The following is a 13,106-nucleotide window of genomic DNA, read 5'->3' as shown; positions in this document are numbered from 1 at the left end:
CAAGCGAACCCCGAACGCCTGACCGGCGACGATGCCCCAACGTCACACCATCGAGCGATGACAAGACCGGCGGAACGCCACATCCCGCACTCTGAGTGACCTTGCGGCAAAGAGAGGCCGTGTGTCTCGCCGCTTGTACCTACCTCCCGAGCGGACCGTCGGGACCGGTGCCTACGGTGCCGATTCACGAGCAGGCATCAGACCCGCCGGGCGGTCTCGTCGATAAGGCCGTGCAGCCATCCTGCCAGAAGCTCTGCGAAGGTCGCCGCTGCGGCCAAGACGATCAGGTCACGCTCCGGCGCACCGGCCAGGACGCGCTCAGTGCGGCGCGGGCACTCCGAACCTCGTGCAGGACCCGGCCCGGGGGTGCTGCCGCCGGGCGTCACCACTGCTGGTTGAGGCCCGCGTGCGGGGCGAGTCCTGGAAGAGCCGAGGGCGGGTCACGGGGGCCGGCGCACCCCGCCGCGCGTCGAGGGTGTCCACGGCTTTGCGCTTCCGCGTCACACGGGGTCAGCCTGCGCGGCGGTTACCGGGCGAGCAACACGACAGCCAGCGAAACGGCCCTGGGCAGTGCGGATGCGCCGACTGGCGGTGAATCCGCCGTGCAGCCCGGCGACGAGCACGCATCAGGGGAAGCGACGTGGGCCAGGAACCCGGTCAGAATGCCCCGCGATCAGGCCCCTGGACCAGCTCGGCAGTCAGGAACGCGTTGTGGCGGCCCTGGCTTGCGGCGAGCCCGGCGGTTCCCCGGGTCTTGTCGCCATCGAAGCCGGAGGGGCTGCGCCCCGGGCTGCTTCCCGAAGAGGATTATCTCGAGAACCAGGATGTACGCCTGCGTGCGACCAGCACGTTCGGAAGCAGGGTGATCATGCATGCCCTCATCGTGCCCTCTTGTTCATCTCCCGCGGGGCACAGACCGGCGCGCTGGCCCACGCGCCGCGTATGGCCTCCCCAACCAGGGCGACGAGATCGCCAAGATGCCGTGGCCTGCAATATCCGTTGGTCATCGTGGGCATCTGATCGGCTCTACGGCCGCCCGGCTCGTCGCCGCGTTTCACGCCTGCCGACTTTCAGATGGCGGCGAAGGCAGGGTGCAGTCGAGGGTGAAGGCTGCGACGGGGACACCCCTGAGAGCTCGCTGTGTACGGGCCTGTTGCTGCTGGTGCTGGTCAACGGAAGTGAGCGTGTGATGAGTTGCGGGGCAGGACCGCCGCTTCGTAGCCGTCCAGCGGTCGCAGTCAAAGTAGCCGGTCAGCAGGACGCCTGCCGTACGAGGGGTGTTCAGGTAGCGGCCGACGAGTTGGTGTTCCAAGGCTGTGGGCAGTGTGCTGTTCCAGCAGCATTTGCACTCGATCACCAGTCTGACCGGGTCGTGTCCACTGTCTGGCGGGGCTGGTACCTCGATCTGGATGTCCGTGCGGCGGCCGGCCAGACCCGGGCGGTCGAGCTGGACTTCACGATTGACGACGACGCGGTAGCCGCCGATGTCCTGCAGGAGGAACGCGGCAAGAATGTCGCTGAGGTCTTCCTCCCAACAGGGCCACCACTCGGCTTGGGTTGCAGAGGACTCCGAGCGGTTCCACAGGGCGATGCTCAGGCCGTTGGGGCGATGCAGGGCGTGTTGGAAGCGGCCGAGAGCCTCCAGCACGAGCGTCAGGAGGTGTCCTTCGTCAGTGACCCAGCGGCGTTGGTGTGAGTGCTCGGCAAGTGCTCTGAGCTGAGGGGGCGTTACCGGGGCATGCAGGGATTGCGCGGCTGCGATTGCGGTCTGCCGGGCGAGGTGTCGTAGACGCCGCAGTCCTGTCTGAGAGGCCAGACGGCGCAGTTGGTGGGCGGCTTGTGGCGTGTTCTTGGTCTGGAGGAGCGGCGGAATGGATCGGATCAGCTCGCCGCAGTGGTCCTCGCCGGTCCAGCCGGAGCGCAAGGGCGGGTCCAGGGTTTCCGCTGTCACATGTCGGGCGAGCACGAGGTACAGCTCGGCGAGGGCTTCCTCGGCCAGGCCAGCCAACTGGTGCGGCTGGGTGTAGTGGTGGACGAGGCGCTGGCCGAGTTGGTTAATGTAGGCCCGAGCGAGCACCTCGTTGTTCAGACGTTTATGCACGAGCGGCCACAGTTTCGGCAGTGCCGGACAATGCAGCAGGATCTGCGCTGCCATGAGCCATCGGGTCAGGGTTTCGGGTGTCGTGGCCGGGCGCGAGGGGTCAAGGTCGAGGGCTGCCTGCAGGCGCGCGGGGGCGCTGGAGTGGCCGGTGAAGGCCAGGGCGCTGGTGACGCCCTGCCAGTGTTCGGGGACTCGGTCGGGGTGGTCGGCCCAGACGGTGAGAACGTCGACGGCGTCCGGCTGTGTGTGGACGCTGAGGCGGCGGGCCAGGTCGTGTGTGGTGTCGGCGTCCGTGTGGGGATCGCGGAGCACCTCGTCAAGCAGGGTGATCAGCGCGGCACCAGCTTGTTCAGCGCAGTAGGGCAGGAAGGCATCCCGGACGACTTCGCCAGGGGATGTGTAAGCGTTCGTGGTGGCCAGGGCGAGAGCCCAGCCGGCCCAGTGAGCAGGCGTCGCCGAGGGGAGTTCGTCCGGGGTGCTCAATACGGCGAAAGCGCTGAGCTCCAGCATCAGACGCGGATTGGCGCGCCCGCCGTAGGCCAGCAGGTGCGCTGGCAGGGGCGGCGCGGTGGTCAGCACCTGCCGGGCGGCAGTCCTCAGCTCCGCATCGAGGTCGCTGCCCTGACCTGGACGGGACGGGGCGTGGTGCGCCCACAGGAGCAGCGGGTCCTCCCACAGGCGAGGAGGCTCGGTTCCGTCGCGGGTGCATCTGATCTGGTCGATAACGGTGCCCCAGGCGCGGCGGATGGTCTCGGGGCTGGCGGCGTGGACGGCGGCAAGTCCTTCGCGCAGCCGGGTCTCGTTGTAGACACGATTCTCGTCGGGAGTGGTGTCGGCGTCTTGTCGGGGCTCTGGGGCGGGGGCCCATCCTTCGGTGATCTGTCGGAGGGTGGGATGGGCGCGGCAGGCTGCTTCAACCCGGGTTTGCAGCTCGGGGTCGGTCGGCGGGGTGATGGACACGAGCAGCCGGGCTAGTGCGGGTGGCACGTCAGCGAGTTGTTCCCAATGCTCCATCCAGTAGAACGCGTCGTCGTACGTGGTCAGGCAGCCATGCGGCACTGCGCTCCAGACGCGGAAGAAATCCTTCTCGCCGAGGTGACTGAGCAGATGGAGTGTCAGGGCGCGGCGCAGGCTGTGCTGGGCGCGCAGGGCGTCGCCCAAGGCCTCGTGTTCGGTCCGGCCTTCAACGCTGTACAGCAGATCTCGGTGGTTGGCGAGCGCGATGAGGGCCTCGCTGATGAGGGTCTCGGGATAGGGCAGTCCAGGAAGTCCGTCGGTGCCGGCCAGGGTGACCGCGCGGCTGATCAGACTGGTGGCCAGGATGATGCTGCGCCCGGGCAGCGGCTGCTGAATCGTGTCGCGGGCCCACAGCAGAGCCTGGGTGGTCTGGGCTGCAGCCAGCTGGGCGGGGATGTCCGAGCGCAACACCCACGCATGGCCGTAGTAGTCGGCGGCCGGATCGCGAAAGAAGTCGAGCCATTTCCGCAGGGACAGGTGGCTGGGCCACAGTCGGGAGAGGGCGGCAGCGACGACTTCCGGTGAGGGGTCATCGGCCGCCAGTTGCCTGATCCGGTCCGCTGTCTGGACGTCTTCAGGTCGAAAGTCGGCGATGGCGCGCAGGGCAAGGGCGCGTAGCTCCTCGGACAGGCTGGTGGTCTCGGTGACCTGCAGCAAGGCATCGTTCAGCTCTGGATCGGGGCAGCTTCGGGCCACGCGTAGCGCCGTGTACACGATCAGCGTGTCCACGTCTGGTCGTAGGCGGGACAGGAGTTGCTGTGGCAGTCCGGGGTGTTCGAGACGGTGCAGCGTGGTGTGGTCGATGTCGATGGTGTCGTCTCTTTGTGCCAGGCTGAAGATGGCTTCGACGACTCGGGCCCGGTCGGCGGCCGGCCGTGCGGGCAGATCGGCCAGGAGGAGCACCAGCGGGTCATCGCGCAGGAGGTCTTCGAAGAGGGTGCTGTCGGTGCCGCTGCGCCAGGCGGCCACTTCGCGGTGGGCCGGGTAGATGTGCCGCGCCGCGCCGTCTCCGACCCACAACAGGCCGGCCTGGGCGCGCGGGTCGACCTGGTGGGCGTGCAGGTAGTGGGCGGCCAGGAATTCTTGGTAGCTACGGTGTGTGAAGGTCCATCGCAGCAGGCCGACAGGGTCGAGCAGATGGGACTCGGTCAGCCGACGCAGTTCGTCGGTCGTGCACGGGACCTGGCCGTCCAGCAGGCCGGGCTCAAGTCCGCCTTCCAGTTCGGCCAGGGTAATCTCCCTGCGGCCGGAGGGTTGTGGGGAGGCATCGCTCAGCACGTTGTGTGTACCGAACTGCATCGCGGCCGCGACGCGGGCGGCGACCGGCAACAGACGCTGCCCCGTGGGCTGAGCCCGCAGTTCACGTATGTCGGCCGGGCGCCGGGTCTCGGAACACAAGAGCACGCAGGCCTGCTGGTAGGCGTCTGCCGCAGTGGCCGGCAGGGTCCCTTTGACGCGGTGGTATTCGAGCAGTTGCAGGAGGGTGACGGGCGTCCTGGACAGCTGCGTCAGGCCCCGCTCGTGCAACAGGGTGCTGAAGGCATCAGCGTCCAGACCGTAGTCTTCAGCGGCGACGGCAACATCGCGGTCGCTGAGCGGGGCCAGGGTCATGTGCCGTACCTGCAGCGGCGACTGCCAGTGCCTCGTGAGTGTGTCCTGCAGGACATCGGGCCAGCGCCCCGTGCGGCAGCTGAACCGCAGCCTCATATTGCTTCGCTGGTCCACGGCGAGTGAGTCGACCCAGTCGGCGATCAGCCCGCCCAGGGCAGGCAGGACGTTCAAGCCCTCGTCGACACTGTCCAGGAACACCCACCACTCCCCCGCCTCCTGGGCAGCGGACGTGGCAACCAGTGCTGTCACGACCTGGGACTCTGTCTGGTGCCGCCCCAGGTTCACCCACCGCGTCTTGGCACGCGCAGCCTCCAGGGTCTGATACTCCTGCACAAGCGCCACTGACTTGCCCGCGCCCCGCTCTCCGAACAGGGCGAGCACCGGCACATCCCGTAGCTCCTCCAGCCGCCGACCGTGGTCCCCTTCCGCGGCAGGCGCGCTGCTCCGGTCCCGGCCGGGTGCCCAATCTCCCAGGGGTACAGTCTGCCGCGCCCAGGGGTAGACCACTCCGGACAAAGATGCTGTCGTCACAGTCCAGAGCGTAGAGGGATGCACGGACATCGCCGGTGACGGAGCTCGTTGGCCATCACCGAGAAGCTGCCGTATGGAGTCGCGGATCGCGAACCCACCGCCGACAGAGCCGACCACGCCCAACATCTGAGCCTCGTCATGTTCAGCGCCACAACTATTAGGCGGACCACGCGGGCGAAGTCCCGGTTCACAGGTGAACGGTCGATGCGGCGAGCCCTCGCGGGCTGCCGAAGACGATGGTTGGCTGGCTGTCCTGGTCGTGGATGTCGGGCGGGAGCACGGCAAGTGAAGTGACGGGTGCTGCGGTGATCAGTCGCAATATCTCTTCGCCGGTCTGGCAGTCCCAGGCCCGGATGGTGGTGTCGTCCGTGCTGGCGCTGATCAGCAGGGGCTGGGAGCGGGCCGGGTGGTGCAGGACGGTCAGGGCGGTCACTTTCCCTCGGTGGCCTTGCAGAACAGGCAGAGCCTCCCTGCGCGGTGCGGCGAGGTTCCACAGCCTGATGACGCCGTCGGCGCCGCCGGTTGCGAGGAACGGGTCTGGTGCGGCGGGGAGTGTGATGAAGGCCAAGCTGTGCGCGCTGCCGATGCGCCGGGGCAAGCGGGCGAGGGGCGGTTGGCCGGGGCGCAGGAACGAGACGGTGCGGGTGGCGATGGCCAGCAGGGGTGATTCACCGGCGGGTGCCGCGGCCAGGGCACGGACCGCGCCGTCGGTGTGCAGCATGTCCGTGTCTGGGCCGTAGCCGTCGTCGAAAGGGTAGTAGACGAGGCAGGAGTTGCTGAATCCTGCGGCCAGGACAGGGGGTTGGGATGGTGTACTCGGCAGGAAGAGCAGGGTGCGTGCATGGCTGCGACGGGCACGGTCGAAGGGAGTCCGCAGGATATGGGGGTCGCCTTCTTCGGTGAGGATGCGAAGGCTTCCGTCGCTGTAGCCGACGGCGAGGGGTGTGGGATGGCGGCGGGAGGCATGCTCCGGGGCCGCCAGGGCGGTGATGTGGTGGCCGGGAGGGTCGGGGGCATCGTGCGGGTACGGCGTCGGCCACCCGGTTGTGGGGGAGATCTCCGTGACGGGGCTCGCGTCAGAGCCGCTGATGAGGCGGGGCGGGCCGGCCTGCTGCGGAAAGAGGGTGACGTGTTCTGCGTGCCGGTCGGTGCTCGGGGTGTGGGTGTCGTCGCGGGCGGGATCCCAGAGCCGGATGGTTCCGTCCAGGGAACCGGACACAACGAGTGGTTCCGTGCCCGCTCGCAGGACGGCCAGACCACGGATGGTCTTGGTGTGTTCGGCCGGCAGTGTGTAGAGCTGTTCTCCGTCGTCCGGGTCGACCACAGTGATGCTTCCGTCCACACCGCTGCCGAGTACCAGCAGTGAGCCGTAGGCGCGGTCGGGGAAGTGGGCCATCGAGGCCACTGACCGGCGGATGGGCGCGTGGGGTTGTGGTCGTCTGGTGACGGGGTCGAAGATCCGCACGCCTTTGCCCGAGCGGGAAGCGATGGCCAGACGAGGCTGGCCGTGCCGGTCGGTGAATGCCTGCAGCGCTGAGGTGCCCATGCCCAGGCCGGGCAGCTGGCCGGTGCTCTGGAGGGTGTGTGCGTCCAGGAGCGGGACGTGCGAGCCGTCTTCTCCGATGGCCAGTAGCGTCTGGCCGTCGGGCAGGGCGATGGTCTCCAGGGCGTGGACGGTCGGGGGACGGCGTTCGGGCGTGTGGGGGCGTTCGTGCACGATGACTCCGTTGTGGGGGTCCATCGTGAGCACGCCCTGCGGCGTCGCAACGGCCAGCAGGGTGCCCCGGTCCGGGTCGGTGAAGGAGGTGAGGGCTCTGATGCGGCCGCCCATCATCTTCTGGACGCGTCCGGTGTCCGGGTCGCACTGCCACAGGCCGGCATCGCTGCCGGCCACGAGGAGCGAGGCGGCTTTCCTCCGGCGGCGGGCCTTCAGGACAGTCATGGCGCGGACATAGGGTCCGAGGTTGGTGAAGGGTGCGCCGAAGGGGACTCCGGTGCGTGCGTCCCACATGGTGACGTGGCCGTCGACGTGGCCGGCGGCCACGATGGTCGATTGGTCTGCACTTCGGAAGGTGACGAGCTGGCAGATGCCGCTTGGGGTGCCCGCGAGGATATTGTTGGGCAGGTGGAGGCGGTTCCAGCGGGGTCCCAGTGATGGCGGCCGGGGCAGGGTGTCGGGGCGCGGCACGGGTTGGGCGCTGTCGGCCTGTTCTGCCAGTGCCAGGCTGTCGGCCCGGGCGGCGGGCGGGGCGTCGGCCAGGAACGGCTCGATGCGGGACCAGGCCGCCAGGCGTCGGGTGCCGGCCTGAGCGGTGACGGGAAGTCCCAGGGCGCCGCGGATGCGGCCGTAGGTTTCGAAGGGCAGGAACGATGCGGGGATGTGCGCGTCGTCGAGGACACCGCCCGCCTCGGCGTGGGCGATCAGGTGACGGCGTAGGTAGGGATGCGGCGGCTGGGGCGCGGCCTCAAGGAGACGGGCAAAGGCCCGGGTCAGATGGGCGTGCACCTGGGTGCTGCCGGTGTCAGGGGTGTCGCCGAAACTGGGCAGGGTCTGCTCGATGAGCAGGGTCTGGGGGGCGGTGCGCAGGGTCTCGCTGACGCGTTCATGGATGGGCCGGTAGACGGTTCGGCCGTCTTCGACGGCGGTCGTCAGGTATCCGGTGAGGCGGCTGTTGCGCACCAGCCGGATCGTCGCTTCCGGGGCGTCGCAGCCGGGTTCGAGGCCGCGGACGGCGGCCGGCCACACGGTCGCCCAGGGCAGTCCGGCGCCCAGTGCGAACGCCGTGGCGCGCAGAACAGCCAGGAGGTCCTCGGGTCTGGTGCGGGTGTGCTGGGCAACGTCCGCGAGGTCTTCTCGCAGCAGTTCCTGGGTGCCCTCGCGCAGCTGGCGGCGCCATGACACGTCGGACAGTGCGGGCAGAAAGGTACGGGCGTGCAGTTGCTGGGCGGCCAGCCGGGCATCCAGGAAGGAAGGGGCAACTTCCTGCGCGACGACGGCGGCGACGGCGGCAATGGGCTGGTTGCTGCGGTGGGCCAGCCGGGATCCCGTGGCGGGTTCGGCGTGCAGCAGGGCTGCGGTGTAGGCGGCGATGTCCTCTTGGGCACTGTCGTCGTCGGTGCGCAGTGGGGCGGTTGCGTGTGTGGCCTGTCGGAGCAGGTCGAGGAGGCCCCGTTCGGCGTGTGTGTCCCTGGCCGGGAGAGTGTGGCGGGAGGGGGGTGGCGAGCTGCGGATGCCGAGGACGAGCCGGACTGCGTTTTGGCCGTCGCTGTGCAGGGCGGCGAGGGGGCCCAGGACGTCGGTGATGATCCGACGCGGGGTTCTCGCTTCGTCGATGCCGTCGACGACCACGGTGAGCGGCCGGCCGGTGCGGGTCAGGGTGGTGCGGGCATGGCCGCGCAGCAGTTCGGAGGCGTCCGTGCCGGCCGGCACGGGCTGGCCGGTGAGTGCCTGATAGAGCGCGGCGGACAGTTCCAGTGGGTCGGTGTTGCGGGCCAGCACCGCGGCGTCGATGGCGCCGATGGGCACCCGCAGTTCTTCTGGGATCGCCTCCAGGTAGGGGCGGTAGGCGGGGTTGTCGCAGAAACGCGGGTCGCTGAGGGTGACCAGGCGGGCGAGCAGCGCGCTTTTGCCGGTGCCGGCCTGCCCGGTGACGATGAGCGTGCTGTCGCTGCCGGCGAGGAAGGCGTTCATGCGGGTGACGAGTGCGGTGCGGCCGGTGAAGTACCAGCCCGCATCACCGGACATCTGGCCGCTGGCCCTGGTGATCCAGTAGTCGTCGACGTCGGGCCGTGTCCATCCGAGTTGGCTGCGGGCGTCTTCCAGCAGGGTGGTGCCGGTATGGCCGGGGTTGGGCAGGCAGGGGCTCAGCTCACGGGCGGCGAGACGGCGGCTGACGCTGCGAGGCGGCCACAGGACGTGAAGGTCGGCCATCTGCGCCGGATCCCACACCGTGTCCAGGATGGTGTGGAAGTCTTCCCAGCTCAGGTGGGAGCGGGCGTAGCCGTTGGCTTCGTCGGCACAGTGCGCGTGGACGGCCGCCAGAGCAGCGGTGAAGGCGCGCAGGCGGGGTGTGCTGTCTTCGTTGCCTGCGGCCAGAACGACCAGCGAGCTCAGGGCGTGCCGGTCGGGGTGCAGGGCCTTGAGGGTGCGGTCGAGTTCTTCGGCGAGGCGGCCGGAGAAGCAGGAGTCGACCATGACCAGCACGTGTTCGGCCGGAGAGTCGAGGGCCGCAGCGATGAGTTCGGCTGTGGGGAACGCGGTGGCCAGGGGCCGGTCGGTGTGGGTGTCGGGCAGCCGGAGGAAGTGCTGCGGTCCCGCAGGGGCCAGGCCGTGGCCGGTGAGGTAGATGATGAGGGCATCGTCGTCGGATGCAGCGATGAGGTTCTCGTCAATGAGGAACGTTCTCAGGTCATGGACGCTTTGCAGGGGTTTGGGCGGGTGGGAGGGTGCGAAGCGGCGCTGGTCGTCCAGGCTAGGGCTGTTCCACCAGTCCTCGACGACGGCGACCTGGGCGACAATCCCGTCGCGGAAGGCCCTGCGTTTGGCCGGGGTGCCGTCGTCGTAGTCGCTGACGGCGATCACGAGGAGGCGGCGCTCGGAGGTGGCGGGGGCGTGCTCGTCGTTCATGACCAGGTGCCGGTGACGGCCCGGGCGACGGGGAGCGTACGCAGGTACTTGACGGCGGCATGCGGGTCGAGGCGGCCGTTGTCGACCTCGACGTCCCTGACCTGGTCCGTCGTCAGGGCCAGGCCGGCGGCGCCGGTGACAGCATCGTCCGGGTCGAACACGTTGATCCACCGAAGGTGGGGCGCGATCTGTGTCAGCCGCCCGTCGGTGATGCCCATGCCCCGCTGGACCGTGGGGATGGCCAGGGGCGAACCGCAGGTGATGAGGGTGTGCACGGCCCCACATGCCGTGCCGGGCGCGGCGATCTCCTCGTGGCGGAGAAGGTCGTAGGCGATCACGCTGCCCAACGAGTGGCCGATCAGGACCGTGGTGTGCCCGTCGGCGCTCTCCAGGACGTGTTTACGGACCAGGCCGGCCAGGTCCGGTTCGGTCAGGTAGGCGTGGACCTCGCGCAGGGACAGAATGAGTTTACTGGCCCGGCCGCCGGGCTTGCGCCGGTCGTAGGCGATCGCACGCCGGGTGATGCTCGGCGGCACCTTGGGCAGTCCGAGGGTCGTGGGGTCGACCTGCGCAGCGTAGGCGCGTTCCTTCGGGGTGAGCAGGTCGTCCAAGGCTTGGACGATGAAAGCCTCCTCGTCCGCGGTGAACGGCGTCGCCTCGTCAGGGAATGCCTCCCTCGTGCTCAGCCCGCCCCCGTCATCGACCAGGAGGGCCGACCAGTGCGGCACCTTCAGCACCGGCGCCAGCATGCCCTCCGCCATGGGCGTCGCGCCGCCGTGGAGAAGTTTCACACCGCGATCGAGGGCATCGCGCCAGCTCTTGGTCAGCTGCCGCTGTGATGTCTTGCCCTGCCCGATCCCGTGCACCCCGAGCACATGCTGCTGCCCCACCGGCTCCCCCACCCTCTCCCCGTGGCCTACTGTGCCGAGAGGACACTCTACGGGTGCGACCGCATCCCAACCGGAGCACCAGCCCCTCCCGCATGGGGAGTTAAAGCACGCGCGGCTTCGCAGAGTGTGTAGCCCTCCCCCGCCAACGAGCCCCACGCGCCGACTACCACCCCCAGCCGGCGGGCCAGCGCACAGGTCCGGCGCACCCACTCATGCAAACTCAGAGCCAGCGCACCAAGGAAGATGAACCCTGTACACGACGACCCCAGCTCCATCGCAGCGCTGGTGCGAGCGAGGTATCGACGACGTCTACCCGCCAGCCTGAACGAGTTGGTCGGACCGAGCACGGGATGGTGGACTGCCGCTGCACATCGCGCGGTCCGCACTGCGCACCCTCGATCTCGACCTGCCGCGGCAGCGCATGAGCCGGTACCGGACGGTGCTCGCCGAAGGCATGCGTGACGGCCTCCGCCACTTCCTCAACCGGGACATCCTGCGTGAGCTGTGGCCGGTACTCCACAAGATCATCAGGAGGGCCATCAAGGACCCCCGGGAAGAGGCACTCCCCAAACTGCGTCCATGATCATCTTCCGAAGCGCTCCCCCAGCACGCCGCAGTAGACGTTCTCACCGCAACTGCGGGAGGCTCACCCAACCTGCAGGACCGCAGGTCAAACGGCCCGGGCAGGGTCCAGAACCCGTCGCAATCCATCTGCAGCACCGCAGGATCAACGGCGCAACAAGGGTGCGACCTCATAGGGCGCCCCATCGTCACCGGCTGCGGCGGCGGGAGGGCCTGCCGGAGCCGCTCTGTCGGCGGCCGTTGATCAGCTCGGCCACGGCGGCGGCCACCACAACGAGCGCGGCTGGAACGGGCCGGTTGCCGGCGGCCAGGGCGGCCGATGCCAGGATGACCACGACGATGACCACGACCTCGGGGATACCCAGCCGACTCGACTGGGCGCGGGCGGGGAGGCAGCTGGAGCAGGACGCCGACGGCTCGGGGCTTTGGGCGGGCAGGGGCAGGGCAGACATGAGCGACTCCAGGCAGGTAGGGGTACGGCACCCAACTGGGGTGTCGTGGGGCGGGGTTGGTGCGGGCTAGTCGTGTCCCGCTTCCGAGACCTGATGGTGCCCGCGCCGAGGCCTTCGCGGCCAGTCGGATCGGCGACCGTTCAGGCCGACGTGTTCACCGGCGAGATACGCGGGTTCATCATTCATTCCAGCTCAGGGCCCCTGAAAAAATGAGTTAACCCGAAACCGTCCAGGTCTGGATCGTCCCGGGTGCGGCTGACCGGGAGGCTTGTTCGCCTTCTCCTTGTGAGCTGCCGGGTGGTGTCACGACCGATCCTCTTCCCACACAACTCTCATTGTCAGACCCCGGACTTATCATTCGGCGCATGAGCGACGAAGCAGGCAAACACGTCTTCATCTCGTACGTCCACGAGGACTCGGACCAGGTGGACGGCCTCTGCACTGTCCTGGAGGCGGCTCAGATCCCGTACTGGCGCGATCGCAAGGACCTCGGGCCGGGCGACGCCTGGCGAGCCAAGATTCAAACGGCGATCAGAGACGGATCGCTCGTCTTCCTGGCCTGCTTCTCGGACAGTTCCCGGGCCAAGGACAAGTCCTACATGAACGAGGAACTTTCGCTCGCTGTCGAAGAGTTCCGGCTCAGGGCGCCGGGGCGCGTCTGGCTGATCCCGGTGAGATTCGACGCGGGAGAACTTCCCGAATGGGACCTGGGGGCAGGACGCATGCTCAGCGACCTCAACTACTCAGATCTGTTCGGGAAAGCACACCTGGCCCATGCGGCCAGTCTCGTCACCACGATCAATCGGCTGCTCGGTGAGAAGAGACCCGACCCGGCAACAGCCCTGGCCGCAGTCGAGCAGGCGGCGGCCGCAGACCGGGTGGACCTTCTCAAGCGGCTCACCAAGGAGATGCTCCTTGAGCCCTCACGTCGCATCGAGTTGGACGACCTGGTCTCGCAGGAAGCTCAGCGTGTGCTTGCGGTCCTCAAGGACAAGGACCGGGTGGCCAGGTCCCTAGACGGCACGAACGAGGAGCAGATCGTTCAGGTAGCCGAGGAGGCGCGCGACCTCTGGGCTCTCGTGGAGCCGTTCTGCGCGTCGCTTCAGATCGCATCCCGCTGGGGCGCTCCCGAGGCGCTGATGCCATGGGCGAACGGCATGCGGGCCTTCGTCGGGGCGGCGGCTAAACCGGAGAGCGGGAAGCCGGCACTCATTGGGCTCCGACACCTGCCGGGCATGATCGGCATCATGACCGCCACGCTCGCGTGCGCGTCGAGCGGCAACTGGGCCAACCTC

General features: G+C 68.6%; 6 protein-coding genes. 2 read left to right on the top strand and 4 right to left on the bottom strand.

The genetic code is table 11. From position 1 onward, the window contains the following. Positions 1 to 1,054 precede the first annotated feature (1,054 nt). The 3 genes from ACIQMX_RS42155 to ACIQMX_RS42145 form a co-directional block, all read right to left on the bottom strand. Entirely contained in the window at positions 1,055 to 5,116 is a 4,062-nt protein-coding gene (locus ACIQMX_RS42155; protein WP_402486959.1) for a hypothetical protein, read from the bottom strand. 331 nt (positions 5,117 to 5,447) lie between these two features. Beyond that, entirely contained in the window at positions 5,448 to 9,887 is a 4,440-nt protein-coding gene (locus ACIQMX_RS42150) for an AAA family ATPase (RefSeq protein ID WP_402486956.1), read from the bottom strand. Then, positions 9,884 to 10,777 carry an endopeptidase gene (locus tag ACIQMX_RS42145; RefSeq protein WP_402486953.1) on the bottom strand — a complete coding sequence of 298 codons (894 nt, stop codon included), beginning with the start codon at positions 10,775 to 10,777 and terminating at the stop codon, positions 9,884 to 9,886. Before ACIQMX_RS42145 ends, ACIQMX_RS42150 begins: the two co-directional genes overlap by 4 nt. A gap of 421 nt (positions 10,778 to 11,198) precedes the next feature. Between ACIQMX_RS42145 and ACIQMX_RS42140 the strand changes: the two genes are divergently transcribed. Further along, positions 11,199 to 11,360: a hypothetical protein gene (locus ACIQMX_RS42140; RefSeq protein ID WP_402486950.1), complete on the top strand. Its 162-nt coding sequence runs from the start codon at positions 11,199 to 11,201 to the stop codon at positions 11,358 to 11,360. 187 nt (positions 11,361 to 11,547) lie between these two features. On the opposite strand, the gene ACIQMX_RS42135 is transcribed toward ACIQMX_RS42140, so the two are convergent. Continuing rightward, positions 11,548 to 11,811 carry a hypothetical protein gene (locus ACIQMX_RS42135; RefSeq protein WP_402486947.1) on the bottom strand — a complete coding sequence of 88 codons (264 nt, stop codon included), beginning with the start codon at positions 11,809 to 11,811 and terminating at the stop codon, positions 11,548 to 11,550. Positions 11,812 to 12,176: 365 nt separating this feature from the next. Between ACIQMX_RS42135 and ACIQMX_RS42130 the strand changes: the two genes are divergently transcribed. Further along, positions 12,177 to 13,106 (top strand): toll/interleukin-1 receptor domain-containing protein (locus ACIQMX_RS42130; protein WP_402486944.1); only part of this gene is annotated, 930 nt, incomplete at its 3' end.

Origin of the sequence: Streptomyces sp. NPDC091416 (assembly GCF_044756845.1) — a bacterium.
GTDB lineage: Bacteria > Actinomycetota > Actinomycetes > Streptomycetales > Streptomycetaceae > Streptomyces.
The sequence above is the reverse complement of the archived record's forward strand: the minus strand, read 5'-3'. Positions and strand labels throughout refer to the sequence as shown.

Coding starts and splice junctions, on each gene's coding strand:
- ACIQMX_RS42150 (WP_402486956.1), bottom strand. CDS start 9,887: ATGAACGACGAGCACGCCCCCGCCACCTCCGAGCGCCGCCTCCTCGTG.
- ACIQMX_RS42140 (WP_402486950.1), top strand. CDS start 11,199: ATGAGCCGGTACCGGACGGTGCTCGCCGAAGGCATGCGTGACGGCCTC.
- ACIQMX_RS42135 (WP_402486947.1), bottom strand. CDS start 11,811: ATGTCTGCCCTGCCCCTGCCCGCCCAAAGCCCCGAGCCGTCGGCGTCC.